22 protein-coding genes and 1 pseudogene are annotated in these 25,511 nt (G+C 73.1%); 11 read left to right on the forward strand and 12 right to left on the reverse strand.

Annotation, left to right across the window (positions count from 1 at the left end; all coding sequences use genetic code 11):
* Window positions 1-76: 76 nt before the first annotated feature.
* Complete coding sequence (locus ACFV88_RS05815) at window positions 77-2,533, reverse strand: MMPL family transporter (RefSeq protein ID WP_385486742.1); 2,457 nt, start codon at window positions 2,531-2,533, stop codon at window positions 77-79.
* Window positions 2,534-2,829: 296 nt separating this feature from the next.
* On the opposite strand from ACFV88_RS05815, the gene ACFV88_RS05820 reads away from it, so the two are divergent.
* Window positions 2,830-3,543 carry a response regulator transcription factor gene (locus ACFV88_RS05820; RefSeq protein WP_385486419.1) on the forward strand — a complete coding sequence of 238 codons (714 nt, stop codon included), beginning with the start codon at window positions 2,830-2,832 and terminating at the stop codon, window positions 3,541-3,543.
* A 10-nt stretch (window positions 3,544-3,553) separates the two neighbouring features.
* Complete coding sequence (locus ACFV88_RS05825; protein WP_385486421.1) at window positions 3,554-5,128, forward strand: sensor histidine kinase; 1,575 nt, start codon at window positions 3,554-3,556, stop codon at window positions 5,126-5,128.
* Here the strand turns inward: ACFV88_RS05825 and ACFV88_RS05830 are convergent.
* The 4 genes from ACFV88_RS05830 to ACFV88_RS05845 form a co-directional block, all read right to left on the reverse strand.
* Window positions 5,020-5,610 carry an ATP-binding protein gene (locus tag ACFV88_RS05830; protein WP_385486423.1) on the reverse strand — a complete coding sequence of 197 codons (591 nt, stop codon included), beginning with the start codon at window positions 5,608-5,610 and terminating at the stop codon, window positions 5,020-5,022. The two genes, ACFV88_RS05825 and ACFV88_RS05830, sit on opposite strands and share 109 nt — an antisense overlap.
* A 174-nt stretch (window positions 5,611-5,784) precedes the next feature.
* Window positions 5,785-7,338, reverse strand: a complete 1,554-nt coding sequence (locus ACFV88_RS05835) for an ABC transporter substrate-binding protein (protein WP_385486425.1) — start codon at window positions 7,336-7,338, stop codon at window positions 5,785-5,787.
* A gap of 81 nt (window positions 7,339-7,419) precedes the next feature.
* Complete coding sequence (locus ACFV88_RS05840) at window positions 7,420-8,742, reverse strand: metallophosphoesterase (protein ID WP_385486426.1); 1,323 nt, start codon at window positions 8,740-8,742, stop codon at window positions 7,420-7,422.
* A 118-nt stretch (window positions 8,743-8,860) separates the two neighbouring features.
* The gene (locus ACFV88_RS05845; protein ID WP_385486428.1) at window positions 8,861-9,634 is read right to left on the reverse strand and encodes a TetR/AcrR family transcriptional regulator; all 774 of its coding nucleotides are present in this window, start codon (window positions 9,632-9,634) and stop codon (window positions 8,861-8,863) included.
* A 107-nt stretch (window positions 9,635-9,741) separates the two neighbouring features.
* On the opposite strand from ACFV88_RS05845, the gene ACFV88_RS05850 reads away from it, so the two are divergent.
* Together ACFV88_RS05850 and ACFV88_RS05855 are read left to right on the forward strand one after the other, a co-directional pair.
* On the forward strand, window positions 9,742-10,644 hold the full coding sequence (locus tag ACFV88_RS05850) for an NmrA family NAD(P)-binding protein (RefSeq protein ID WP_385486430.1): 903 nt from the start codon (window positions 9,742-9,744) through the stop codon (window positions 10,642-10,644).
* Window positions 10,645-10,790: 146 nt separating this feature from the next.
* Entirely contained in the window at window positions 10,791-11,396 is a 606-nt protein-coding gene (locus ACFV88_RS05855) for a hypothetical protein (protein WP_385486432.1), read from the forward strand.
* A 68-nt stretch (window positions 11,397-11,464) separates the two neighbouring features.
* Here ACFV88_RS05855 and ACFV88_RS05860 read toward each other — a convergent pair whose 3' ends face one another.
* Both ACFV88_RS05860 and ACFV88_RS05865 read right to left on the reverse strand, forming a co-directional pair.
* Window positions 11,465-11,746 carry a peptidylprolyl isomerase gene (locus ACFV88_RS05860; RefSeq protein WP_385486434.1) on the reverse strand — a complete coding sequence of 94 codons (282 nt, stop codon included), beginning with the start codon at window positions 11,744-11,746 and terminating at the stop codon, window positions 11,465-11,467.
* Between the two features lie 145 nt (window positions 11,747-11,891).
* Window positions 11,892-12,605, reverse strand: a complete 714-nt coding sequence (locus ACFV88_RS05865; protein WP_385486436.1) for a TetR/AcrR family transcriptional regulator — start codon at window positions 12,603-12,605, stop codon at window positions 11,892-11,894.
* A 151-nt stretch (window positions 12,606-12,756) separates the two neighbouring features.
* Between ACFV88_RS05865 and ACFV88_RS05870 the strand changes: the two genes are divergently transcribed.
* Window positions 12,757-14,226, forward strand: coding sequence for an MFS transporter (locus ACFV88_RS05870; protein ID WP_385486438.1), 1,470 nt, complete (start codon window positions 12,757-12,759; stop codon window positions 14,224-14,226).
* Between the two features lie 200 nt (window positions 14,227-14,426).
* Here ACFV88_RS05870 and ACFV88_RS05875 read toward each other — a convergent pair whose 3' ends face one another.
* Window positions 14,427-14,669 (reverse strand): SCO4848 family membrane protein, encoded by a 243-nt coding sequence (locus ACFV88_RS05875; protein WP_385486440.1) that lies wholly within the window; start codon window positions 14,667-14,669, stop codon window positions 14,427-14,429.
* A gap of 151 nt (window positions 14,670-14,820) precedes the next feature.
* Between ACFV88_RS05875 and ACFV88_RS05880 the strand changes: the two genes are divergently transcribed.
* On the forward strand, window positions 14,821-16,101 hold the full coding sequence (locus ACFV88_RS05880) for a D-alanyl-D-alanine carboxypeptidase family protein (protein WP_385486443.1): 1,281 nt from the start codon (window positions 14,821-14,823) through the stop codon (window positions 16,099-16,101).
* A gap of 17 nt (window positions 16,102-16,118) precedes the next feature.
* Here the strand turns inward: ACFV88_RS05880 and ACFV88_RS05885 are convergent, their stop codons facing one another.
* Window positions 16,119-17,045 carry a YihY/virulence factor BrkB family protein gene (locus tag ACFV88_RS05885; protein WP_385486445.1) on the reverse strand — a complete coding sequence of 309 codons (927 nt, stop codon included), beginning with the start codon at window positions 17,043-17,045 and terminating at the stop codon, window positions 16,119-16,121.
* Window positions 17,046-17,560: 515 nt separating this feature from the next.
* Between ACFV88_RS05885 and ACFV88_RS05890 the strand changes: the two genes are divergently transcribed.
* Entirely contained in the window at window positions 17,561-18,436 is an 876-nt protein-coding gene (locus ACFV88_RS05890; protein ID WP_385486447.1) for a hypothetical protein, read from the forward strand.
* A gap of 706 nt (window positions 18,437-19,142) precedes the next feature.
* Here the strand turns inward: ACFV88_RS05890 and ACFV88_RS05895 are convergent.
* Window positions 19,143-19,631 (reverse strand): annotated as a pseudogene (locus tag ACFV88_RS05895) (phosphatase PAP2 family protein); the annotation flags it as partial.
* Between the two features lie 480 nt (window positions 19,632-20,111).
* Between ACFV88_RS05895 and ACFV88_RS05900 the strand changes: the two are divergent.
* Window positions 20,112-20,873: an SDR family NAD(P)-dependent oxidoreductase gene (locus ACFV88_RS05900; protein WP_385486450.1), complete on the forward strand. Its 762-nt coding sequence runs from the start codon at window positions 20,112-20,114 to the stop codon at window positions 20,871-20,873.
* Window positions 20,874-20,950: 77 nt separating this feature from the next.
* Here the strand turns inward: ACFV88_RS05900 and ACFV88_RS05905 are convergent, their stop codons facing one another.
* On the reverse strand, window positions 20,951-21,532 hold the full coding sequence (locus ACFV88_RS05905) for a 2'-5' RNA ligase family protein (RefSeq protein WP_385486452.1): 582 nt from the start codon (window positions 21,530-21,532) through the stop codon (window positions 20,951-20,953).
* Window positions 21,533-21,645: 113 nt separating this feature from the next.
* Window positions 21,646-22,659 carry a tryptophan--tRNA ligase gene (trpS, locus tag ACFV88_RS05910; RefSeq protein ID WP_385486454.1) on the reverse strand — a complete coding sequence of 338 codons (1,014 nt, stop codon included), beginning with the start codon at window positions 22,657-22,659 and terminating at the stop codon, window positions 21,646-21,648.
* A 289-nt stretch (window positions 22,660-22,948) separates the two neighbouring features.
* On the opposite strand from trpS, the gene ACFV88_RS05915 reads away from it, so the two are divergent.
* From ACFV88_RS05915 to ACFV88_RS05925, 3 genes are all read left to right on the forward strand, one after another.
* Window positions 22,949-23,599, forward strand: coding sequence for an RNA polymerase sigma factor (locus ACFV88_RS05915; protein ID WP_385486743.1), 651 nt, complete (start codon window positions 22,949-22,951; stop codon window positions 23,597-23,599).
* Entirely contained in the window at window positions 23,592-24,497 is a 906-nt protein-coding gene (locus ACFV88_RS05920) for a hypothetical protein (RefSeq protein ID WP_385486456.1), read from the forward strand. Before ACFV88_RS05915 ends, ACFV88_RS05920 begins: the two co-directional genes overlap by 8 nt.
* 185 nt (window positions 24,498-24,682) lie before the next feature.
* Window positions 24,683-25,396, forward strand: a complete 714-nt coding sequence (locus tag ACFV88_RS05925) for a hypothetical protein (protein ID WP_385486458.1) — start codon at window positions 24,683-24,685, stop codon at window positions 25,394-25,396.
* Window positions 25,397-25,511: the final 115 nt, after the last annotated feature.

The following is a 25,511-nucleotide window of genomic DNA, read 5'->3' on the forward strand; positions in this document are numbered from 1 at the left end:
CGACCGTACCGGCGAACGGCCCGACGGGGCGGCGGGGAAGACCCCACCGCCCCGTCGATCGCCCGGCGGCGTGCGGTCAGTGCACGTCCGCGCCGGCCTCCGCCAGCTCCACGTCCTGGACCAGCGGACCGTCACCGGTCGTCACCTGCCGGGTGTGCTCCGCACCGCCCTCTTCCGTCACGCCGAGCAGATACGCTCCGGGCGCGGGCGCGGCGAGCAGGTAGGAGCCGTCCGCCAGGGACCGCACCCGGTCGAGCGTGGCGCCGTCGACCGACCGCAGGGTCACCACCGCGCCGGCCACCGGTCCGCCCTCCACCGTCCGGACGAAACCGTGCACCGCACTGCCCCCGGCCGCCGAATCGAGACCCGGCCGACCGTCACCCGATCGACCGGCACCCGCCGGACCGGTGCCCGACGGCGTCTCGGAGCCTTCCACCGCCAGGTGCGGCAGCCGCCGGTCCAGCCAGCCGGGCAGCCACCAGTTGGACCGTCCCATCAGGTGCATCAAGGCGGGGACCAGCGCCGTGCGCAGGATGAACGCGTCGACGGCCACGGCCACCGCGAGCCCGAAGCCCGCCACCACCGCCTGCATGTCGCCGCTCAGCACGAACGCGAGGAAGACGCAGATCATGATGAGCGCGGCGGAGTTGATGACCCGGCTGGTCTCCGCGAGCCCGACCCGTACCGCCCGTGCGTTGTCCTTGGTGTGCATCCACTCCTCGTGCATCCGGCTGACCAGGAACACCTGGTAGTCCATCGACAGACCGAACAGCAGCGAGAGCATGATGACCGGCAGGAAGGCCGAGATGGGGCCCGAGCGGTCGAGCCCGATGAGTTCCAGGCCCCAGCCCCACTGGAAGACGGCGACCACCACCCCGAAGGACGCCGCCGCCGCGACGAGGTTCATCACCGCGGCGGTGAGCGGGACGAGCAGGGACCGGAACGCGATCAGCAGCAGGACGAAACCGAGACCGACGATCGCGGCGACGAAGTACGGCAGCCGCTCCCCCGTCTTCTCGGCGAAGTCCTTGAACACGGCCGTCACCCCGCCGACGTGACCGTCCACGCCGGCCTGCGGCAGGTGGTCGTCGCGCACCCGGTCGATCAGCCGGTCCGTTTCCAAGGACTGCGGTGAGGTGGTGGGCACGATCTGGACGAGGGACACGCCGCCCGCGGGAGGCAGGGCGACGACCCGCGCCACGCCCTCGTCGCCCTCGACCCGCGCCGTCAACCGTCGCACCGCGTCCGGCCGCGCGCCCTCGGCGACGACGACGAGCGGACCGTTGAAGCCCGGACCGAACCCGTCCGCCAGCAGGTCGTACGCCTGGCGCGTGGTCTGGTCCTCCGGGTGGTTGCCGTGGTCGGTGGCGCCGAGCCGCAGGGACAGCACCGGCAGCGCCAGCAGGGTCAGCGCCACCACGGCGAGGGCGATCAGGGATTTCGGCCGCCGCTGCACCTGGGCGGACCAGCGCACGGCGAGCCCGCTGCTGGCCCCCCGCTCGGGTCCCTGTTCGGCGAGGCGGCGGCGCTGGCGGCGGCTGAGCACCCGGGGTCCGAGGAACCCGAGCAGCGCGGGGAGCAGGGTGACGGCGGCCAGCACGCTCAGCACCACGGTCAGGGTCGTCGCGATGACGACCCCGTCCAGGAAGCGCAGGTTCATGACGAGCATGCCCGCGAGCGCGATGCAGACCGTGGCGCCCGCGAAGACGACCGCGCGCCCGGCGGTGTTGAGGGCCACCCCCACCGAGGTCACCGGGTCCTCGCCGTGCAGCAGCGCCCGCCGGTGGCGGGTCACGATGAACAGGGCGTAGTCGATGCCGACCCCGAGTCCGACGAGGGAGCCCAGCAGCGGGGCCAGGTCGGGTATGCCCGTGCCGTGGCTGAGGAGCATCGTGCTGAACAGTCCGATGCCGACGCCGAACACGGCGACCACGATCGGCAGCAGCATCGCGAAGAACGAGCCGAAGGCGAGGAAGAGGACGACCGCGGCGGCGGCGATGCCGACGAGTTCGGAGGTCCCGCCCGTGGCCTGCTGGATGCGGGCGATGGCCTCTCCGCCCACCTCGACCTGGAGGCCGTCGCCCGCGGCTGCCCCCGCGGTGTCGACGACGGCCTCGGCCAGTTCCGTCGGCACCGAGTTCGCCCGCTGGGCGAACGCCACCTCGGCGTAGGCGGTGCGGCCGTCCTCGCTGATCCGGGCGGCGGCACCCGGTTCGTCCCCGTAGGGGCCGTTGACCGCTCCGATGCCGTCCATGCCGGCGATCTCGCGCAGCGCCGGCTCGATCCGGGACCGTACGTCCGCGTCGCGCACCGAGCCGTCGGCGACCCGCCACACCACCGTGCCGGCGTCCCCGGCGCCGCCCGGACGGGCCTTCTCCAACAGTTCGTTCGCCCGGGTGGAGTCCGTCCCGGGGAGGGCGAAGTCGTTGGAGTAGTCGCTGCCCGCCGAGGTACCGACGGCCCCCACGCCGAACAACACCCCCACCCACAGCACCAGGACCACCAGCCGGTGCCGGTAGCACCAGCGCGCCAATGCCGTCACGTCGTCCGCTCCTTCTGTTGTCCGGGCGACGGCCACGGGTGCCCGTGCGGCGCCCCCGACCGTCACCCGGAAGTCGTTCCGTTCCCCCGGGTCAGGGGCCCAGCATCGAGCGGGCGGCACCCCGACGGGGAGGTCGAAGCGGTGATCCCCAGCCAACTCCCAGGGCTCCCAGACAACTCCCAGGGCTCCCAGCCGATCCCCAGGACTCCCAGGTGGCTGCCAGGGTTCACAAGGAACTCCCAGCTTCGACCCGCCCGCACGGCGCGACGCCGACCGATACTGGGGGAATGACCGAGTCAAGCCAGTCGCCCCCCGGGGACGTACGAGGGGCGCGGGTCCTCGTCGTGGAGGACGAGCCGAGCATCGCCGACGTCCTGTCCATCGCCCTGCGCTTCCACGGCTTCGACGTGTCGACCGCCGCGACCGTCCGCCAGGCACGCCACCTCGCCGAACACGTGCGCCCGGACGCCGTCCTGCTCGACGTGATGCTGCCGGACGGCGACGGCCGCGAACTGGGGCGCGAACTGCGGTCGGCACTGCCCGAAGCGGGCCTCGTCTTCGTCACCGCGCGGGACGCACCCGCCGAGGTCGTCGGTGCGCTGGGCTTCGGCGACGACTACATCACCAAGCCGTTCCACATCGACGAGGTCGTCGCCCGGATCACCGCCGTGCTGCGCCGCACCCGCCCCGCGGACGTCCTGCCCCGGCGCGCGCCGCTGCGCCACGGAGACCTGGAACTGGACGAGACGACGTACACGGTGCGCCGGGGCGCCCGCAGTGCCCAACTGACCCCGACCGAGTACGCCCTGCTGCGCTTCCTGGTCCGCAACGCCGGGCAGATCGTGCCGAAGGAGGAACTGCTGCGTCATGTGTGGCAGTACCAGCACCCGGCCGAGTCGACCGTCGTGGAGACGTACATCAGCTATCTGCGGCGCAAGCTCGGGACCCTGGGGCCGCCGCTGATCACGACCCGGCGCGGCGTCGGCTACGGGCTCACCTGAGGGCCCGGCGGTGACCTACTGTTCCTCCTGGCGCCGCTTCCCGCACCGGGGAGCGCACTCGCTGCGGGCGAAGCTGACCCTGGTCAACGTGGCGCTGCTGATGTGCGCCATCGTGGTGGCGTGCGTGGTGAGTCTGATGGGGATGCGTCACTTCTTCCTCGACACCATCGACAAACAACTGGCCTCGACGCGCGACTCGATCGCGGGGTCCAGCCTCACCGTGGAGCAGATCGAAGCGCTGAGCACCCTGGGCATCGCCCTCGACGAGCTGTCGCCCGACAGCGACGACCGGGGGCTGCTGCCGCACTCGGACTTCCAGTTCGTCGCCCTCGACGCGTCCGGCGCGGCGATCCGGGTCGCCGGACTGGAGCCGACCGGCCGTCAACGCGATCTCGCGGCGGCCGTGGACGACCCGGTGCGGCTGGCCCGGTCCGCCGGCCCGGTGGACGTCACCTTGGACGGCGAGCCGTTCCGTGCGACGGCGGCGACCCTGGACGACGGGACGACGGTGGTGCTGGCCGGGTCCACGGGGTTCATCCACACCAACATCCGCAAGGCGGTGAAGTTCGACCTCGGGATGAGCACGGTCCTGCTGGGGCTGCTCGCGGTGCTGACGATGATCGGTGTGCACCACCGGCTGCGGCCCCTGGAGGACATGGTCGAGACGGCGTCCGCGATAGCCGACGGGGACCTGACCCGGCGGGTGCCGTCCAGCCGTCATACGGCCACCGAGGTGGAGCAGTTGCGGCTCGCGCTGAACTCGATGCTCCAGCAGGTGGAGACGGCCTACTCCACCCGGGAGCGCAGCGCCGAGCAGTTGCGGCAGTTCGTCGCGGACGCCTCGCACGAGTTGCGCACCCCGCTGTCGGCGATCCGCGGCTACCTCCAGCTCTTCGACCGGGGGATGTTGAACGCGCCCGACGACCGGGAGCGGGCCTGGTCGCGGATCAACTCCGAGGTGGACCGCATGCACCGGCTGGTCGACGAGTTGCTGATGCTCGCCCGGCTGGACCAACGCGCCGAACTGCGGATGCGGAACACCGACGTGTGCGCCCTGGTGCGGGACGCGGCGGCCGACCTCCGGGCCCAGCAGCCGGAGCGGCCCGTGACGGTACGGGCCGACGGGGTGCTGTTGGTGCACGCGGACGAGTCCGGGCTGCGCCAGGTGCTGGGGAACCTGGTGGGCAACGTGCGGGTGCACACTCCGCGGGACGCTCCCGTCGAACTGTCGGTCCGGCGGACGGAGGAGACGGTGACGGTGGTGGTGGAGGACCGGGGTCCGGGGCTCGCCGAGGAGGACGCCGTACGGGTCTTCGACCGTTTCTTCCGGGCGGGCGGCGGGGCGGGCAGCGGGCTGGGGTTGGCGATCGTGCGGGGGGTGGTCGACGCGCACGGGGGACGGGTCACGGTGCGCAGACGGTCCGGGGGCGGGCTCGCGGTCGTGGTCGCCCTGCCCGCGGGGCCCGGCGGCACGGGCTACCGGGACGAGACGTCGGGCGGTTCCTCGGCGGGCGGCCCCGCGCCCGTTCCGGATGCCGGACCCGGGCCGGCGTCCTCGCCCACGTCACCGGCACCCACACCGTGACCGTCGCCGCCCTGGTCGCCCCCGTCGCCCCCGTCGTCACCGTCGTCATCGCCGTCCGGGGCCGTGGGCAAGGGGAGTTGACGGGCGGGGACCAGGGCCCACACCGTCGTTCCGCGCCGCCCCCCGTGCCAGACGCCCCACACTTCGGCGAGGGCTTCCAGTAGCCGCCGCCCACGCGCGGGGCCGGCGCCGGGACCGTCGGCCCGGTGCGCCGCGCCGGGTACGGTCCCGTTCTCGTCGGTGACCTCGATGAAGCAGCCGCCGTCGGCGAGCACGGTGACCGCGACCTCGAACTCCCGCTCCAACAAGGGTCCGTGGCGGACGGCCTCGGTGACGAGTTCGGAGACGAGCAGCACCGTGTCGTCGAGCGGGCCGTCACCCTCGGTCCGCCCCCAGGCGATGAGGTGCTCGCGCACCCGGTGCCGGGCCAGGGCGACGGACGCCGGGTGTCGGGGCAGCCGGAACGCGTCGCGACGCGGCATCTGCCCTCCTCCACCCCAGGCGGCACGGAACTCCCATGGTTCCCACGGGTCCGACACATGATGCAGGCTCACAAGGCCGCCGGGAGCCCGATGGGCGTCACGTATCCGTGCCGATCCGGCCGCGTCCGCTCAGCGGGGCACCGAACGGGGGCGAACCGGGCGGCGGGGGTGCCGTCAGACCCGGGCGAGCGTCCAGAGCCGTAGCAGCCCGGTGCCGTCGGCGAGGTGCTGGCCGCCCGTGATGCCGGCCCGGGTGAGCACGTACTCCTTGCGCTGCCAGAGCGGGATCAGCGGAACGTCCCGGGCCACGACCGTCTGGAGCTCGCGCAGGGCGCCGGCGGCCCCGGCCCGGTCCTCGAACCGTTGGGCGTCCCGGACCAGTGCCTGCGCCTCGGGTTCGGCGTACCCGTTGCGCACGATCGCCCCGCTGCCCACCAACTGCGCCGTGTAGGTGTCCGGATCGGGGTAGTCGGGCACCCAGGACACGGCGTACGCATCGAGCCGGCCCTCCGCGTACGTCCGCCGGAACTCTCCCCAGTCGTACGCCGTGATCCGCATCCGGAACAGCCCGGTCGCCTCCAACTGGCGTTTGATCTCGGCTGCTTCCGCCGCCGCGGACGAACCGCGGGCGTGTCCGTAGTGGAAGGCGAGCGGCACCTCCACCCCCGCGTCCCGCAGCAGCTTCCGCGCCCGCCGGACGTCGACCTCGGGGTACTCGTCGAAGAACGAGGTGGTGTGACCGTGGATGCCGCGCGGGATCAGCGAGTACAGCGGGGTGACGGTGCCCCGGTGGGTGAGGGCCGCCAACGCCTCCCGGTCGAGGACGGCCGCGACCGCCCGCCGCACCTGCCGGTCGACGAGTCCCGATCCCGGGCGCACGTTGAGGACCAGGTTGCGGGTCTCGGCACTCGCCGCTTCGCTCAGCTGGTGGTCGGTGGCGGAGGGCCGCAGCGCGGCGAGGGCCGCGGGCGGCAACTGCCGGGCGGCGACGTCGATCTGCCGGCCGCGCCACGCCGCGTCCAGCGCCTCGGCGTCCGCGTAGTACCGCAGCACGACGGGCCGGCCGGTCGCGGGGGCGGCCCCCCGGTAGCGGACGTTGGGCGAGAGCTTCGCGGCACTGCCCGGCCGGTACGAGGTGAGCGTGTAGTGCCCGGAGCCGTCGGCCTCGTCCCCGACGCGCAGCGCGTCCGCCGGGTACCGGGTGCTGTCGACGATGGAACCCGCGGCGGTGGCGATCCGGTACGGGAAGGTGGCGTCCGGGCGGGCGAGCCGGAAGGTGACCGTGCGGCCGTTCACCTCCACCTCGTCCAGGCCGGCGAACAGGGCGGCCGGACCGACCTTCGCCTTGATGGTCCGCACCCGGTCGATGGAGTGCTTCACGTCCGCCCCGGTGACCACGCGACCGCTGGGGAAGGTGAGCCCCGGCCGCAGCTCGCACTGGTAGGTCCGCAGCTCCCGCCCGATGAAGTCGCACCGACGCGCCGCGTCCGGCACAGGTTCCACCTCACCGGGCCGGAAGGTCAACAGCGACTGGAAGACGTTGCCGTGCAGCGCCCACGAGCCGGCGTCATGGGCGCCCGCCGGATCGAGCGAGATGACCTGCTCCGAGGTCCCGACCGTGATCGACCCCGCGGTCTCCTCGCGCTCCGGGAGCAGGCTCCAGGCCCCCGCCCCGACGATGACCAGCGCCACTGTCGACGCCAGGATCCGCAGACGAACCGATCGCATCCGCGCGCCCCTCCCCGGTGAGGTGCGTCACTCAACCACAGGGGATTCCAGTGAGGGAAGGGGCGTTGGGGAGCGGTGGGGTCACGCCTGGAGGGAGGCGAGTTCGACCACGGTGATGTCCGACTCGGCGCCCACCCGCACCGGCGGTCCCCATGCCCCCGCCCCGCGGGTGACGTACAGCTGGGTGTCCCCGTAGCGCTCCAGGCCGGCCAGGGTCGGGTTCTGGAGTCCGGCGAGGTAGTTGACGGGCCACAGCTGGCCGCCGTGGGTGTGGCCGGACAACTGAAGGCCCACCCCGTGCCGTACGGCGTCGTGGATCACGATCGGCTGGTGGGCGAGGAGCACCGAGGCCCGCCGGGGGTCGCGGTCGCCGAGCGCCCGCACGAAGTCGGGGCCCTCCCCCTCGGCCTCGCCCGCCGGGTCGTTGACCCCGGCGAGGTCGAAGGCCGGCAGTTCGACACGGCTGTTCTCCATCGGGTGCAGTCCCAGGTCGCGCACCTCGTCCACCCACTGCTGGGCGCCGGAGAAGTACTCGTGGTTGCCCGTGACGAAGTACGTCCCGTGTTTCGCCCGCAGGCGCGCCAGCGGCTCGGCCGCCGGGCCGAGGTCCGCCACGTCGCCGTCGACCATGTCGCCCACGATGGCGATCAGGTCGGGCTGCGTGGAGTTGATCGTGCGCACCAGTCGCTGGGCGAAGGACCTGCCGAGGATCGGGCCGAGGTGGATGTCGCTGACCACCGCGATGCGGAAGCCGTGCGCCGCCCGGGGCAGCTTGGCCAGCGGCACGGTCACCCGCTTCACCGCGGGACCGTTCAGCACGCTGTACGCGCCCGCTCCGACCGTCGCCGCGGCGGCGGCCACCGCGGTCCCGGCGACCGCCCGGGACAGGAACAGCCGTCGCGACGGGGTGAGCGGCACGGACGCCCCGGCCGGCGCGGGGTCCTCGGGTGCGGGGTGCTCGGGTGCGAGAGCCTCTGGCACCGGGCCGAGCGCAGCCGACAGCGGGGCCGCGGGCGCACCGTCCGACGCACCGGGGTCGGCGTCCGGGCCGGGCGCCGTCTGCTGGTCGTTCTGTTCACGCTGGTCACGTCGGGCGAGGAAGCGTCGCAGCAGGGGGCGGACGAGTTCCCCCACGGCCAGGGCGAGCACCAGGTACAGCATCAGGGCCAGCCACAGGTAGCCCGGCCAGGCGAGCACCCGCTCCAGCCAGAAGGGCGCGCCGGCCCGTCCGCTGGTGATGCCCGCGACCATCAGCGCGGGCCCCACGAGGAACACCGTCGTACCGACCCGACGGGCGACCGTGCCCCGGACCGTGGTGTCCCGCACCACGCGTCTCCACACGTACCACTGGAGAGCGGCGATCACCGTGAGGGCGACCAGGCCGACCAGAATCGCGACGACCATCGAACCGCCCCTTCGCTGCACTGATTACGGAAGGGGTAACTGCGTCACCGAGCCCCTGAGTTCCCCGAACGCCCGAGAGGTTCCGGGCGATCGGTGTGACCCGCGCTACACGGGAGCGTCACTGTGGACCCGGGGACGTCGTCGTCGCCGTGCCGAGGCGACGGCGGTGCGCCCGCTGTCGGCAGGTCGCTCCGCAGTAGCGGGCCGGCCGTCCGGTGCTCCGGGCCGGGAGCCGGTCCCCGCACCACTCGCACCACGCCACCGTGTCGATCAGGCCCGGCGCGTCACGAAAGGCCTGCCCTTGCGTGACGGGTACGGGGGTCCGCGGGCTGCGCAGGGAGTCCAGGGCCAGCCGGACCATCCGGGTGGCACCGTGCCCGTCGGGGTGGGCGGCCCGTAGCGCCGCGCACCCCACGGTGAGCGCGGCGACGTCGTCGGTGCTGAGGTCGGCACGGACCCCGCCGACCTGCTGGGCCGCGCCGAGCAGTGCGCCGAGCGCCTGGTGGAACCGTCGGGCCGCCGCGGCCAGGCCGGGGCGCGGCCAGTGCGTCTGGGCGGTCAGGGCGTCGCACACGTGCTGACGGCCGTGGGACGTCTCGACGACCTCCAGGAGGAAGCCGAGGAGCGCGGCGACGGGTTCGGCGCGGGCCGCCCGCTGTCGCGCGGTGTCCACCAGGGCGTCGACCCGCTGCACGAGCACGGCCTCCAGCAGGATCTCCTTGCTGGGGAAGTGCCGGTACACCGTGCCGGCGCCGACCCCCGCCCGCCGTGCGATCGCACTGAGCGAGACCTCCAGATCGTGTTCGTCGAACGCCCGTGCAGCGGCGGCGAGCACCTTCCCGCGATTGCGACGGGCATCCGCCCTACCGGCGTCCCGGGGAGCTGCGGTCATGTCACGTAATCCCTTGTCCGTGCCGCTCAACCGGGTGGAGCATTCCACATCACCCCCGGGCCCAACCCCCTCGTGACCACCGACCACCCCGGGGGGTGGAGGACGACATGAGCACGGACCGCTTGATCGCCGTGACCGGTGCGACCGGTCGACAGGGCGGCGCCACCGCACGACGGCTGCTGGCGGCCGGCCGGCCGGTGCGCGCGCTGGTACGGGACCCGGCCGCGCCCGCCGCCAGGGCGCTGGAGGCCGCGGGAGCGGAGTTGGTGCGCGGTGACTTCGACGACGGGGCGGGCCTGCCCGCCGCACTGGAGGGAGCAACGGGGCTGTTCGCCGTGCCGCCCGTGGTGTTCGGGCCGGCCGGCTCCGACGTGGAGCGGGAGTTCGCCCGCGGCCGGGCCCTGATCGACGCCGCCGCCTCGGTGGGCGTCGAGCACGTCGTGTTCACGGGCATCGCGTCCACGTCGGGTCGCCGCCTGCCCGGCTCCGAGGGCAAGGAACGCATCGAGGAGCATCTGCGCGGGCGGATCGGGGCGGTGACCGTGTTGCGTCCGGTGCGGTTCATGTCGAACTACCTCGGTGCGACGGGCGTCGGTCTCGACGGGATCGTCCGGGGCGTGCACCGGCACGTCTTCCCGCCGGACGAACCCGTCCAGCTCATCGCGGTGGAGGACATCGCCGAGTTCGCCGCGCTCGCCTTCGACCAGCCGGACCGGTTCGCGGGGCGCAGCCTGGAGCTGGCCGGGGACGCCCCCACCCCTACCGAGGCGGCAGCGGCGATCAGTGGCGCGATCGGTGCCCCGGTGCGCTACGAGCAGCTGACCCGCTCCGAGGCCGCCGCGCTCGGCCCCGAGATCGCCCGGGTCCGGGAGCAGTGGGCGGCGGGTTCCCGCTGGCACGCCGACATCGAGGCACTGCGCGTCATCCGCCCCGGGCTGCGCACGCTGGCGGACTGGCTCGCCGGGTCCGGCGCCGGCCTGCTCCGCAAGCAGGTCCGGGAGGCGGCCTAGCCTCTGCCGACCGGCGTAGGAGGGCCGGGCGGCGGTGCGATCCCTGTGCCGATCGGCGGATGGGAGCGCGGGGGCACCCGGAGCCAAGCTGGAGCCGTTCGACCGACCACGGCAGCACAGCCCCCTCCGGACTCCGGGAGTTCGCCATGCGCAGCACCACGATCGGCACCACGGCAGCCGCCGCCGACCTCGCCGGACCCGTCCGTGCCGGTTCCGCTCCCGCAGTCCCGGCCGCCGCACCCCGAGTGCCCCGAGTGCCGCGGTCCGTGCGGCTGGCTGCGCACGCCGCCGCGCTGACCCTGGTGCCGTCGGGGCTGTGGCGCGTCGCCATCGCCCTGGGCTGGGACTCCGGCTTCACCGACGAGCACCTGCGGCCGGAGAACTTCCCCGGCGTCGAATCCTGGTACCTCATCGGCGTGAGCCTGTTCGCCGAGGTGCTCGGACTGCTCACCCTGGGCCTGGTCCACCGGTGGGGCGAGGAACTGCCCGGCTGGGTACCGGCCCTGGGCGGTCGGCGCATCCCCGTCCTGGCGGCGGTGGTCCCCGCCTCGGTGGGCGCGGCGCTCGTCACCCTCGTCACGGTCGTCGGGGCGTTCGGCTGGAACGGCACGGACAACATGAGCGGCCCCGGAGCCCCCGAAGGCGTCCACTACTGGGTGATGACCGCCAGCTACCTGCCCCTACTGGCCTGGGGCCCGCTGCTGGCGGTGGTCACGGTCGCCTACTACCGCCGTCGGCGTCGGAGCGGCTGAGTCCGCGGGGGCGTCGACCCCCGCGGACTCCGCGGCGCCGCCCCGACGAAGCGGCCCGTCACTGCGGGTCAGTCCTGGCGGCCGGTGACCTCGATGAGGTGCTGCCCGAACTGGGTCCGCACCGGGCCCTGCACCGTGCCGACCGGGGCCGAGAAGACGACCTGGTCGAACTCGGGGACCATCTGTCCCGGGCCGAACGACCCGAGGTTGCCGCCGTCGCGCGACGAGGGGCAGGAGGAGTGCTGCCGGGCCAGCTCGGCGAAGTCGGCTCCGCCTTCGATCTGGGTCTTCAACTCCAGCGCCTGGGTCTCGGTCTTGACCAAGATGTGGCGCGCGGTAGCCCTAGCCATGTGTAACACCCTTTCGAGTTCCTGATGAACGCCGTCAAGGGTACGCGCCGGGCCGAGCGGTCCCGGGCCGCTTCCGGACCGCTCTCCGGGCGGGGCCGTGGGTCACGAGCGGCCCGACGGGTCGCGAGCGTCGCGGACGAGGTCCTCACCCCCGCGGGATGAGTCCCAGCGACGACAGGAGGTCGAGCATCTCCTCGCGGTAGACCTTCTCGGGCTCCCGCGTCTGGTGGCGCAAGTGGCCGTACACCTCAAGGGCGACCAGTCCGTGCAGGCGCCCCCACACCCGTAGGGCGAGTGCGACCGCTGCGGGGGGCAGGCCGGGGAACTGCTCGCGCACCAGGGCTGCCAGGTGCGGGTCGAAGTCGGACCACTGGTGGTCGCCCCGCGGTTGCCGCGGTTCGGCCTGCGCCCAGGCGGCGGCGACGAGGCCGGTGAGCCCCGAACAGGTACGCCGCTGCGCCTCGGGGGCCGCCCCGCCGTCGGGGGCCACGTAACCGGGCACCGGATCGCCGTAGATGAGCCGGAATCCCTCGGGGTGGGCGAGGGCCCATTCCCGGAACGCCCGGGCCCAGGACAGTACGCGCCCGGCCGGATCGTCGTGGGGCGCCGTGTCCCGGGCGGCCTCGAGGGTGTCGATGAGTGAGGTGTGCACGTCCCTGATCAGCGTCGTGATCAGGTCGTCGCGCGTCGCGTAGTAGCCGTAGATGGCCCCTGCCGTCATGCCCATGTCGCGGGCGATGGCCCGCAGGGTGATGGCGTCCGGTCCGCTCGCGGCCATGAGCTTGAGGGCGATCGTCTTGATCTCCGCGCCGGTTTCGGCACGAAGACGGGCTCGGCGATTCGGTGTCTGCTCTTCCACTCTTGACACACTACAGCGTTCACCTACTACTCTCCGTGCATTCACTACACACCGTTCAGTGAATGCACAGCGTGCACAGAGCGTGCGCACACAGAGCGTGCACCCAGCGCGTTCACGGAGAACGTTCACGGAGAGAAGAAGGTCGGACCTGATGGTCACCTCGTCCACACCGCCGGCTCAGCGGACCGGGCTGATGCTCGCGCTGCTGGCGTTCGCCCAGTTCATCGTTGCCGTCGACTACAACATCGTGTTCGTCGCCCTTCCGGAGATCGGCAGCTCGCTCGGCTTCACGACCCGGTCCTTACAGTGGGTGGTCAGCGCCTACGCCGTGGCCTTCGGCGGATTCCTGCTCTTCGGCGGCCGGGTGGTCGACCGCCTGGGGGGCCGATGCACGTTCATCCTCGGCCTGGTGGTCTTCGGCCTCTCCTGCCTGCTCGGAGGCTTCGCCGAGAGCCCCGGCCTCCTCGTCGCCGCCCGGGCGATCCAGGGCTTCGGCGCCGCGTTGCTCACACCCGCCACCCTGACCCTGATCAACACCCGGTTCGCCGAGGGCCCGGCGCGCACCAAGGCGCTCGCCCTCTGGGGCGCCTGCGGCAGCGGCGGTCTGGCCGCCGGCGCACTGCTCGGCGGCGTGCTCACCCAGGCGTGGGGCTGGGAGTGGGTGCTGTTCGTCCTCGTTCCGCTGGCACTGCTCGCGGCCGTCGCGGCTCCCGGCACGCTCGCCCCCGACGAGCGCCCGGCCGGTGCCCGCGGGAGCTTCGACGCCCTCGGTGCCGTCCTGGCCACCGCCGGTTCCTCGCTGCTCGTGCTCGGTCTGGTCAGCGGCCCGGAGGCCGGCTGGGGCTCCCCCCGCGGCGCCGGTTCGATCGTCGCCGGCGTACTGATCCTCGCGGTCTTCGTCCTGGTCGAGAAGCGGACCGGGAGCCCGCTCGTCCCGATGCGGCTGTTCAGGAACCGCAGCCTGGTGACGGCCGTCCTGATCATCCTGGTCTTCCAGAGCGCCCTGGGCGGCTCGTACTACCTCTTCACCCACTACCTCCAGAGCGTGCTGTCGTACGACGCGTTGGAGGCCGGTCTGGCCTTCGTCCCGCTGGCGGTCATCTCGATGGCCGCCTCGCTGAAGCTCGCCGGGGTGCTGCTCGGCAGGTGGGGGCCGCGGGCCACCCTCTTCATCGGCATGTCCGTCAACGGCGTCGGCATGATCGTGCTGGCGCTCGCCATGTCCACCCACGCCTCCTTCTGGGCCCTGGTCCCCGGCCTGATCGTCTGGGGCGTCGGCGGCGGCATCACCTTCCCCGCCATGTTCGTCTGCGCCGCGACCGGGGTCGCCCCGCAGGAGGCCGGGATCGCCTCCGCCCTGGCCTCCGCCTCCCAGCAGATCGGCGGCGCGGCCGGTCTGGCGCTGCTCGTCGCCCTGGCCACCGCGGGCCTCTCCGGGGACGCGGGTGCCACCGCCGCGGTCGCGGACCTCGCCGACGGCCTGCGCACCGCCATGACGGTCGGCGGAGTCGCCTCCGTACTGGGCGGGCTCCTCGCCTTCACCCTCCGGAGGCCGCAGCTCGCAGCCGCTGCGGACGTCACCGGCCCGCCGGTGGAGACGGACTCCCGGCTGCCGGGCTGATCACCCCTGCCGTGCCGGGCGTTGGGGACATGACGGGGCCTCAGCCGCCGGGGGCGACGCGCCCGTCGTCGCCCGCGGCACCCGTGCGGGACACCCGGATGACCGGGCCGCCCACGCCCGGTTGGTGTGATGCGTGCAACACGCACCCCGCCGCATACCGCCCCCGCCCGGGGAACCGCGCCGCCGCGGGGGCGGGCCGGTCAGGAGCCGGCGCGCAGGGCTCGGACGCCACGCAACCCGATCACTCCCACGACCGTCCCCAGAACAAAGGAGACGATCGCGAGCAGCAGGTGGACCCAGAAGTAGCCGGTGGGGTCACCCGCGTCGTCGAAGGCGAGTCCGCTGCCGTCCTTCCACAGGTTCTTGGCGAAAGTGATCCAGATGATCCAACTCCACACCCCGAAGGCGAGCAGGAACCAGGACACGGGGCGGCTGAGCTTCATGGGTTCAGTATCGCGACCGGGTCGACGGTCCCCTCGCGCGGGTCGTGCGGAGCGCGCGGGTGGTGCGGGCCGTGCCGGGCGTACGGGTGGTGCGGGGGGTACGGGGCCCTCGCTCACGGGATTCCCAGGAAGGGCCGGTACCTTCTCGTCCGTGTCCGCCTTCCTCTCCCCCACCAGGCGAGTGGCCGCCGTGTTGGTCGCCACCGCCCTGTCCGTGTCCGCCCTGGCTCCCGCCGCGTACGCGGACGAGAAACCGAAGGACAAGAAGGGGGCGGAGAAGGACATACGTCCGCCGAGCGCGATGTCGACGGTGGGCGGCGCGCGGCTCGGCACGCCCGGCACGCAGGTGGACCTGGGCGCGGGCGCGCCCGTCCTGCCCAAGGACCTGTCGGGCCGGTCCTGGATCGTCGCGGACGCCGAGTCGGGTGACGTGCTGGCCGCGCACAACGCGCACTGGAGGCTGGCGCCCGCGAGCACGTTGAAGATGCTGTTCGCGGACACCCTGATGCCGCGGTTCCCCAAGAACCGGACCCACAAGGTGCTGCCGTCCGACCTCGCGGGCATCGGATCGGGGTCGAGCCTGGTCGGCATCAAGGAGGACCAGACCTACACCGTCAACGACCTGTGGCTCGGGGTCTTCCTCCGCTCCGGCAACGACGCCGTGCGGGTCCTCGCCGCGATGAACGGCGGCATCCCGCGGACCGTCGCCGACATGCAGCGGCACGCCGAGGAGCTCCAGGCGCTGGACACGAAGGTCGTCTCGCCGGACGGGTACGACGCGGCCGGGCAGGTGTCCTCCGCGTACGACCTCACCCTGATCGCCCGGTCGGGCCTCCAGAAGAAGGACTTCCGCGAGTACGGCGCGACGCTGCGGGCCAAGTTCCCCGGCGAGGCCGTGAAGCCCAAGAAGGGCAAGAAGACCAAGAAGCGTCCGACGTTCGAGATCCAGAACACCAACCGGCTGCTCAGCGGCGCCTACGGGCTCAAGCCCTACCGGGGCATCGCGGGGGTCAAGAACGGCAACACCACCAACGCGGGCGCCACCTTCACCGGGGTCGCCGAACGCGACGGCCGGGTGCTGCTGGTCACCGTGATGAACCCTTCCTCCAAGGAGTCCCACGCCGTCTACCAGGAGACCGCCCGGCTCCTGGACTGGGGTTTCGCCTCGCACGGCAAGGTCACCCCGGTCGGTGAACTGGTCCCGCCGAAGGGCGTGGACCCGACGGACGGCAAGAACGCCGACTCCGGGGCGGGACAGGCCGGACAGTCGGGCTCCGCCGACCCGTCCGGCAAGGGCGCCACCACCAAGGTCGCGTCCGAGCAGTCCTCCGGCGGCATGGGCATCGCGCTGGGCATCGCGGGCGGCGTCCTGATCCTCCTCGCCGGCGCGGTCTTCCTGATCAACCGCCGCTGGCCGGCCCGGGGCCGCTGAGGACCACCTTCCCGTCCCTACCGGCCCGGCGCCCCGGCGCCGGGCCGTGTCGCCGGCGGCCCCCCGGGGTCGTCGTGTGTTCCGGGAGCCGGGGCGGTCGGCCGGCGGGTCGCGGTCCAGGCCGCGCAGTAGAGCAGGAGCTTCGCCGTGAAGTTGATCCACAGCATCAGCGCCACCGGCACCCCGAACGCCCCGTACATGCTGCGTCCGGCGACGTCCTTCATGTAACTGCCGATCAGCATCTTCAGCAGCTCGAACCCGGCGGCCCCCAGGAGCCCCGCGATCACCAGGTCGCGGCGGGCGGGCTGCACCCCGGGCAGCAGCGTCAGGACGTACAGGAGGACGAGGAAGTCGGCGAGCACCGCCACCGTGAACGCGAGCGCCTGGAGCACCGCCCCGCCGGCCCCCGACTCCTCGACCCCGATCAGTCGCGCGCCCCAGCCGACGGCCGTGGAGGCGAGCGTGGAGGCCACCAGGGAGACCAGCCCCGCGCCACCGAGTCCGGCCAGCACCCCCGCGTCCTTCACCTTGCGCAGGACGGGGTTCTCCTCGACGTCGGGCAACTGCCACACCGCACGCAGACAGTCCCGCATCGCGCCGACCCACCCGATGCCGGTGAACAGCAGCAGGGCTCCCGCGATCAGTCCGACGGTCCCCGCGTTGGCGACGAGTCCGGCGATGTCGAGCTGACCGGAGATGCCCGGCACCTGCTCGGCGATCTTCTCCTCCAGCTTGTGCTGCCCCTCGCTGTCCAGGGTCGCCGCGGCGATCGCCGCGGCAACGGTGATCAGGGGGAACAGGGCCAGGAAGCTCAGGAAGGTCATGGCCGCCGCGAGCCGCGTCCAGGCGACCTCCTCCAAGCGTTCGTAGGCGCGCCACGCGTGGGTGGTCATCAACCGTGCCACGCCGGGGCCGATCCAGGGGAGCTTCCTCAGCCAGTCCACGGGGCACCTCCCCGGCCCGTCGTCGGACGCGCCCCGTCCCGTGCCGGCCACCGTCGCCGTACGTCCTCCGCACCTGCCGCACTCACCGGGCCCACCGCACTCACCGCTCTCCGCCGCGCGTCACCGTCCGGGTCCGGATCGTCCGGACCCACCGCGTTCGGGTACCCCGCGAACGCGCCACGGTAGCCATCCGTCGGCCGCCCGTGCGCAACGCCGAGCCGTCCGGTGGCCCGTGGGGCTGCTGATGATTCCCGTAAAGGGAGTTTCCCGTGCGATTCCCCCCACCGCGAAAGCGACACGAGTACGGGAAGATTCGGCGCGGCAGCGGGTAGGTTGCCGTTCCGAATACGGAGCGGAAAGCAGGAGTCCCGGTGAGTGCATCCGAAGATCAAACAGCACGGAACGAGGGACGTCGAGCTTCCTCGCCCACGGACGGCAGTTCGAGCGGACCGCCGACGGAAACTCCCGCCCCCAGCAGCGGCCCTGACGGGCCAGCGGGAGCCCCAACGAATCGGATGAGCCAGATCATGGACGTTGCGGTTCCCGAAGCGGCCGGCAAGGGGACGCGATGGGCGACGAAAAGGATGATCTTAATCACCTTGGGCGTTATTCTCGTCGCCATTTTAGGGGCCGTGATCACACTGGACATCGAGCTTCGCTTCGCCGACTCCCGCGCGAAGGCGGAGGACGCTGCGGGCGACAAGATCGACGCCGCGAAGGAACCCTTCCTCGCCAAGGTCACGCCCGAACTCGGCGACAAGGACCCCCACAACTCTTGGGTGCTTGACCGGAAACTCACCGAGAAGGAACGGAAGGAACTGAACCAGTTCGACGGAAAGAGCGTCAAAGAAGCATCCAGCTTGTTCAGAAAGTTCGGCGCCCGGAGAATCCTCGGCGAAGCCGCCGAATACAAGCTCCAACTGACGAGCGAGAGAAAGAACGCCATCGTGGTCACCAAGGTGGAAGCCGAAGCCACTCGCTGCTGGGAGCCCACGACGGCGAAGACCTGGGCGGCGGACGGCGCGGGCGGAGTGGAACAGTGGAAGACGATCTATTTCGAGCTAAAAGGAAGGGTCAAGGCGCCGGCCACGACGACAAATGGCAACGTGGACGACCCTCAAATGATTCCCTTTGACGACGCCATCTCGGTCGGCATGCAGCAGACCCCCGGACTCATCAAGTTCAGCGGCAGATCCGAAAAGTCCTGCGAGTACAGGCTCGTCCTCTCCTACAACGTCAACTCCGGAAGAACCCAGACGCGCACCATCTCCAAGGACGAGGACGGAAAGAACCTACTCTTCGAAGCCAGCCCGCAAGGAAGCTACGAAGCAGTGGGCCGGGAATGGGGAAAGTGGACCTTCACTTCCAGGGCGCCGAAGGCGGCCCCCTAGCGGCCGGCGACCCGACGCATCGGCGCGCGGGCCGTCGGGAGGCACACCAGCCCGCCGGACGACGCACGAGCCCGTGAGGCGACGCGCGGGGCCCGGGCGGCGAGCGCCCGGGCCCCTGTCCGGCACGGCGTCAGACCGACGGACCGTCAGCCGCCCGGCGCCGCGTCGACCGCGGTCACCGCACGCGGGCCATGCACGCCCCCGTCACCGGCCCGGCCACGGGGCCGAGCAGCGCGCCCAGCACGGGCACCAGCACCGCACACGCCAGCAGCCGCGGCGCGGTCCTGCGGGCCGGCCGGCGGCGCCGCGGCACCGCGCCGGCCGTCCGGGTCCTCGGTACGGCCCGGCCCGGCACGTCCGCCGTCCGCACCCGCGTCACGGCGGCGGACGCCACGGCCGTGGCCGCCTCCGGCACCGTGACCGTCCGCGGTGCCGAAGGCACTGTCGCCGAAGGCGCTGTCGGCGTCCTGCGCGGCTGCGGCGCCGCGGCGACCGCCCGCGAGACCTCCCGGGCCGCGTCCAACAGCCGTACCGCCTGCGAGACCTCCCGAGCGGCGTCCACCCAGCGGGCGGCCCGCGACACGACCGACGCGCCGGCGCGCGAGGCCACCGCCGCGCCCGCTTCCGAGGCGCCCCGGACCGCCGCGGTGACCGGAGCGGACGTGAGCGCCGCCGACACCGGCCCCGCCGTCACCAGCGCCCGGAACATCCACGGCGCGCCCAACTTCGCGGTGACCGCGCCCAGCGCGGCACCCGCCACCACGTCCGTCGGGTAGTGCACGCCGACCACCATCCGCGACACGCACATGGCCGCCGCGAGGGGCGGCAGCACCACGGCGCCGGTCGGCGAGAAGGCGCCGAAGGCGACCGCGGCGGCTGCCGCGGCCGTTGCGTGTGAACTGGGAAAGGAGTGGCGCCCGGAGGTCCACACCAGCGGCGCGGCCTCACCCGGGCGCGGCCTCCGCACCACGATCTTGATTCCCATGCTCACCGCGTGCGCCGCGAACGTCACCGTGGTTCCGCGGAGCCAAGCTCCCTTCCGCTCCTTGTCCACCGCGGCTCCCACCAGCCCGGCGGCGAGCCACAACGCGCCGTGCTCGCCACTCCAGGACAACAACCGCGCGGCCGTCAACACTGGCGGGAACTGCCCGCAATCACGCAGTGCCGACAACAACCGCTGATCCAACTCTTGCACAGGGTCCCCAGCTTTGTTCCTACGTCTGACGCCCCTACGCAACAGGCAAAGAGGGCGACCCTATTGGAGGACACTCCACCAGTCGCCCATTCCAGTGAGCCGCGCTCGAAAGTTACCCAAAGCTCACATTACGTACCGATACGGTCGCATTTGCGCCCCGCTATTCTCCCCCGGCCACCGCACCGCTTCGTCCCCCACCCACCCCACCCCGCGGGACCGCGTCGAACCGACCCGATCGCGTCAGGACCGCTGGCCGACGGCTCGCGACCGGCCCATCCACGTCTCCTTCCCCACTCGACGGGCCGTCACACCTGACGTTCCGTCCGCCGCCCCGACCGCCCCTCCCCACCGCGCCGACCGCCCCGGACCGTTCCCCCCTCGACTCGACCGCACGTTCGAGCCGTCCCGGTCACCCGGCACGCCCCGGAACCGGCCCCGACCGCCCACCGTCCCGCCCGCGCCCATCGGAGTGTGGTTCCCATGAAGGACGCCCCCGGCCTCCCCCAGTCCCTGTTGATCCTCGGCGGCACCTCCGAGATCGCCCTCGCCACGGCCCGACGGCTCATCACCCGCCGCACCCACACGGTGTGGTTGGCCGGCCGCCCCTCACCCCGTCTGGAGGCCGCCGCCGAGCAGCTGCGCGGCCTCGGCGCCGACACCCGGACCGTCGCCTTCGACGCCCTCGACCCCGCCGACCACGAGTCGACGCTCGGCAAGGTGTTCGCGGAGGGGGACGTCGACACGGTGCTGCTGGCGTTCGGCCTCACCGGCGACCAGGCCCGGGACGAGAGCGACCCGGTGGCCGCCGCCACCATCGCCGCCACCAACTACACCGGCGCGGTCTCCGCGGGCCTCGTCTGCGCCCAGGGGCTCCAGAACCAGGGCCACGGCTCGCTGGTGGTGCTGTCCTCGGTCGCCGCCGAGCGGGCCCGGCGCACCGACTTCATCTACGGTTCCAGCAAGGCCGGGCTCGACACCTTCGTCCAGGGCCTCGGCGACGCCCTCCACGGCACCGGCGTGCACGTGATGCTGGTCCGCCCCGGTAGGGTGCGCGTCGCAGGGGCCCGGGGGACGCGCACGGAGCGGACCGCGCTGTCGACCACCCCGGAGGCCGTGGCGACCGCGATCGAGGCGGCGTTGCGCCGGGGCGCGGAATCGGTCTGGGTGCCCGGCGCCCTGCGCCTGGTGATGTCGGCGCTGCGCCACCTACCGCGCGCCGTCTTCCGCCGGCTCGCCCTCTGAAACCCCTGAAACCCCTGAGACCCCTGGGCCTGCTGCGCCTGCTGGGCCGCTGAGGCTGCCGCCCCCGCCCGTTCGCGTCACCGGGTCGGGAGCGTCCCACGGGTGTGGGGGGCGGCCGGCTGTTGGGGCACCGTCGGGCCGCCGAAGGCGAAGTCGCGGAGCTTGCGCCACACCTGGTCGGCGCCCTGCTCGTAGAGCGAGAAGTCGGTGACCGCCCACTGGGCCTCGTAGTCGGACAGCTCCTCGTGGGCCCGGTCCATGGCGGCCTCGTCGATGCCGTGCGCGACGGTGACGTGCGGGTGGTACGGGAAGTGCAGTTCGCGGGCGAGCGGGCCCGACCCGTCCCGTACCCGCTTCTGGAGCCAGGCACAGGCCGAGGCGCCCTCGACGACCTGCACGAAGACCACCGGGGAGAGCGGCCGGAAGGTGCCCGTCCCCGACAACCGCAGGGGGAAGGGCCGGGCCGCGGACGCCACCCGCCCCAGGTACGCCTCGATCGCGGTCAACGCGGAGCCGTCGACCTCGGTCGGGGGGAGCAGCGTCACATGGGTGGGAATGCAGTGCGCCACGGGGTCCCCGAAGCCCGCACGCCGCTCCTGGAGCAGGCTGCCATGGGGCTCCGGGACCGCGATCGACACACCGATCGTTACGGTCCCCACGTCAGTCTCCCGTCGTCGTGGCTGGGCATGGCTGGTCACTGGTGCGTTCGGCGCGGTGGGCGGTCGGTTCCGGGCGGCCCGGGGGCGACCCCGGGTGCCTCAGGAGGACCGCTTCAGTGCTTGGCGGGGAGGAGGCCCACCTTGTCGTACGCCTGCGACAGGGTCTCCGCCGCCACGGCCCGTGCTTTCTCCGCGCCCTTGGCGAGGATCGAGTCCAGCGTCTCGGGGTCGTCCAGGTACTGCTGGGTGCGCTCGCGGAACGGGGTGACGAAGTCGACCACGATCTCGGCGAGGTCGGTCTTCAGCGCACCGTACCCCTTGCCCTCGTAACGCTGCTCCAGCTCGCCGATGCCCGCCCCGGTGAGGGTCGAGTAGATGGTGAGGAGGTTGCTCACGCCGGGCTTGGCCGTGGTGTCGTAGCGGACCACGGTGTCCGTGTCGGTGACGGCGCTCTTGACCTTCTTGGCGGTCGCCTTGGGCTCGTCGAGGAGGTTGATGAGGCCCTTCGGCGCGGACGCCGACTTGCTCATCTTGATCGACGGCTCCTGGAGGTCGTAGATCTTGGCCGTCTCCTTGAGGATGTACGGGGCCGGCACCGTGAAGGTGTCGCCGTACCGCCCGTTGAAGCGCTCGGCAAGATCACGTGTCAGCTCGATGTGCTGACGCTGGTCCTCGCCGACCGGCACCTCGTTGGCCTGGTAGAGCAGGATGTCCGCGACCTGGAGCACCGGGTACGCGAAGAGCCCGACGCTGGTGCGGTCGGCGCCCTGCTTGGCCGACTTGTCCTTGAACTGGGTCATCCGGGCCGCCTCGCCGAAGCCGGTCAGGCAGTTCATGATCCAGGCGAGCTGGGTGTGCTCCGGCACGTGGCTCTGCACGAAGAGGGTGCACCGCTCGGGGTCGAGCCCGGCGGCGAGGAGCTGCGCCGCGGCGAGTCGGGTGCGGGCCCGCAGTTCCTTCGGGTCCGGCTGGATCGTGAGCGCGTGCAGGTCGACGACCATGTAGAACGCGTCGTGGGACTCCTGGAGGGCCACCCACTGGCGCACGGCGCCGAGGTAGTTGCCGAGGTGGAACGAGCCCGACGTGGGCTGGATTCCCGAGAGCACGCGAGGACGATCTGAGGCCATGCTCAGCATTCTCTCAGGTGTCCGCGACGGCGTGGGAACCGATCCGGTAGAGCGTCGCCGTCCGGTTCCGTTCCGGTGCCCCGTCCACCCCCCGTGCCGCCCGTCCGGACGGTGTCACAGCGGCATCCGGCCGGCGCACGGTCGGTATCCGGTCGGCCTGCGGGTCGCGGGCGCCCGGGGCGCGTCGAAGGGGGAACCCTCCGGCGTCCGGCGGTGTAGCAAGGACGTGAGCACGACGCGGGAGGGGAACCGCATCGCCGAGGGCGGGCGCGCGCCGGACGAGCGCGCAGTGATCGCGCGGGTGCGTTCGGGGGATCCGGGGGCATACGCGGAGCTCGTGCGCGCGCACACGCCGATCGCCCTGCGCGCGGCCCGGGCCCTGGGTGCCGGGGCCGACGCGGAGGACGTGGTGCAACAGGCGTTCCTCAAGGCGTACTACTCCCTGGACCGGTTCGACGCGGGGCGGGCGTTCCGGCCGTGGCTGCTGCGCATCGTGACCAATGAGACGAACAACACAGTGCGCGGCGCGGTCCGTCGACGCCTCGTCCACGACGGGGAGTCGGCGCTGTCCACCGCGGCGCCACCGGTACCGGAATCGGCGGACCCGGCCGCCGCCGCGCTGTCGAGCGAACGCAACCGGGCCCTGCGGGCGGCGGTGCGCCAGCTCAGCGATTCGCACCGGCTGGTCGTGACGTACCGCTACCTGCTGGAGATGGACGAGGCCGAGACCGCCGAGGCGCTGGGCTGGCCGCGGGGGACGGTGAAGTCCCGCTTGGCGCGCGCCCTGCGCAAACTCGGTCGGCTACTGCCGCCGGACCTGTCCGAGGACGACCGCCCCACCGCCGATCAGCAGACGGACGCACGGAAGGATCACCAGGCGGACCAGCGGACGGACCGGGCGCGTCGGAACGGGCCGGAGGGGGGTGGGGCGCGTGCGTGAACGGCACGGGGCGGGCAGCGCCGGCAGGGCCGACGCGTCCGGTGGGGACGCCGGCGGGGACGTGCGCCCGGACCTGGCCCGGGAGCTGCGGGAGCTGGGCCGGGCCTACGACCGGGCGGAGCCCGAGCGGGCGGCGGACGCCGAGGACATGGCCGCCCGCGTCCTCGCCGACCTCCTGGCGGACGGCGTGGACGGCGCGCACGGCGCGGGCGCCCCGGGTCGTGCGCCCGCTCGGGCCGGATGGCTCGGGTGGCCCGGGTGGCTCGGTCACCGGCTGCGGACCCGCTGGCGGGCGGTCTGCGCCGCGCTGTGCGGACTGCTCGCGGTCGCCGTGCTGACGCCACCGGTGCGGGCCGCCGTCAACGACTGGTTCGACTTCGGCGGGGTCACCGTCGATCACGCGCCCTCGGCTCCGGCGGTGCCGTCGGAGCCGGTCCCCGGATGCGGCGCGGCGATGCCGCTGGCGACCGCCGCGGAGCGCGCCGGCTTCACGCCCGTCGTCCCGAAGGCCTTGGGCCGCCCGGACGCCGTCCAGGTCGCGAAGGCACCCCGCGGCAGCTTCCGGATCAGCCTCTGCTGGGTCACCGACGAGGGCACGATCCGGCTGGACGAGTTCCCCTCCTCGCTCAACACGGGCTTCCTCAAGACGGTCACCGACCAGCCCGAGGCGCTCCGGCTGCGCCGGGCGGACGGTTCGACGGGGCAGGAACCCGCGCTGTGGTTCCGGGCGCCCCACCGGCTGACGTTCTGGTTGGGCGACGGCTCCGAGGACCAGTGGGTCCGTGCCGAGCGGATCGCGGGGCCCACCCTGTTGTGGTCGACGAACGGGATGACCCTGCGGCTGGAGGGCGTCGCCTCCCGGGCCCGGGCGCTGCGCATCGCCGAGTCGGTGCCGTAGACGGCCCGCTGCCGCAAACCCGTCCGCGGGGAACGGGAACCCCGAACGCCCCGGCGGTGTACCTCAGACGGGTCCGCGCGGAAGGCCGCGCGGCGGAGCGGACGGGGAAGCGGATGAACGGGGTGCACGGGACGCGGAAGCGGCGGGGGCCGAGTCGGGGGCGGGTGCCCTGGGGGGTCTCGGGGGTGCGGTCGCGGGCGGGGGCCCTCCTCGCGACGGTGGTCGCGGCGCTGGCCCTGCTGCTCGGGCCGGGGGTGTCGCCGGCGACGGCGGGCGGAGACACCAGCGTGCTGCTGGTCGCCGTGCACTCCTCGGAGGCGACGGCCCTGCTCGCGTCGGACGAACGGTACGCGGAGTTGCAGGGCCTGCTGCCGCAAGCACCTGGCCGGGGCGAGGAACGACCCTTGTCCGAGGAGGAGTGGGAGGAGACCCGGCAGATCACCGCCACCTGGATGGCGCACGACGTGTCCCCCTGGCGCGTCGACCGGGTCCACGTCCTGCCGGCGGACAGCGGGGGCGACGCCCCGGACGTGTGGATCGAGACGGGTTGGGACGGTTCCCTCACGCACGGCCAGTGGCAACGGGCGGTGCACCCGACGGAGTTGCTGGAGGCGCTGAAGTCCCTGGGGCTGCTGGGACGGGCCGGTGCCGGTACCGGCACCACGACCGACCCGGCGACCGCCGCCGGGGAGGGTGCGCGGACGGCTCCGGTGGCCGCGGCCGGCCCGGGGCCGGCGCGCTCCTGGTGGTGGGCCGGCGCGGGGGTGGCCGTGGGGGCGCCGTTGGCGCTGCTGCTGCGCTCGTTCGCCGGGCGGCTGCGCACCTCGACGGCGACCGGTGGCGCCGCTGCCGGGGCCCGGGGCGCGCGGGAGCCCCGGCAGGAACTGCGGGACCTCTGAGCCGAGCCGGGCCCGCTGAGGACCCCGTACCCCTGGGGCCCGCGGGCGGGGCCGGCGGCCAACGGGGGGGGGGCGACCCGCCCCCCCCGCCGCACACTACCCGGGGGGGGGCCCC

The sequence above is a fragment of the Streptomyces sp. NPDC059816 genome (assembly GCF_042732055.1).
GTDB lineage: Bacteria > Actinomycetota > Actinomycetes > Streptomycetales > Streptomycetaceae > Streptomyces.

Coding starts and splice junctions, on each gene's coding strand:
- ACFV88_RS05845 (WP_385486428.1), bottom strand. CDS start 9,634: ATGACCGCAGCTCCCCGGGACGCCGGTAGGGCGGATGCCCGTCGCAAT.
- ACFV88_RS05870 (WP_385486438.1), top strand. CDS start 12,757: ATGGTCACCTCGTCCACACCGCCGGCTCAGCGGACCGGGCTGATGCTC.
- ACFV88_RS05840 (WP_385486426.1), bottom strand. CDS start 8,742: ATGGTCGTCGCGATTCTGGTCGGCCTGGTCGCCCTCACGGTGATCGCC.
- ACFV88_RS05850 (WP_385486430.1), top strand. CDS start 9,742: ATGAGCACGGACCGCTTGATCGCCGTGACCGGTGCGACCGGTCGACAG.
- ACFV88_RS05890 (WP_385486447.1), top strand. CDS start 17,561: ATGAGCCAGATCATGGACGTTGCGGTTCCCGAAGCGGCCGGCAAGGGG.
- trpS (WP_385486454.1), bottom strand. CDS start 22,659: ATGGCCTCAGATCGTCCTCGCGTGCTCTCGGGAATCCAGCCCACGTCG.
- ACFV88_RS05860 (WP_385486434.1), bottom strand. CDS start 11,746: ATGGCTAGGGCTACCGCGCGCCACATCTTGGTCAAGACCGAGACCCAG.
- ACFV88_RS05900 (WP_385486450.1), top strand. CDS start 20,112: ATGAAGGACGCCCCCGGCCTCCCCCAGTCCCTGTTGATCCTCGGCGGC.
- ACFV88_RS05835 (WP_385486425.1), bottom strand. CDS start 7,338: ATGCGATCGGTTCGTCTGCGGATCCTGGCGTCGACAGTGGCGCTGGTC.
- ACFV88_RS05820 (WP_385486419.1), top strand. CDS start 2,830: ATGACCGAGTCAAGCCAGTCGCCCCCCGGGGACGTACGAGGGGCGCGG.
- ACFV88_RS05875 (WP_385486440.1), bottom strand. CDS start 14,669: ATGAAGCTCAGCCGCCCCGTGTCCTGGTTCCTGCTCGCCTTCGGGGTG.
- ACFV88_RS05855 (WP_385486432.1), top strand. CDS start 10,791: ATGCGCAGCACCACGATCGGCACCACGGCAGCCGCCGCCGACCTCGCC.
- ACFV88_RS05830 (WP_385486423.1), bottom strand. CDS start 5,610: ATGCCGCGTCGCGACGCGTTCCGGCTGCCCCGACACCCGGCGTCCGTC.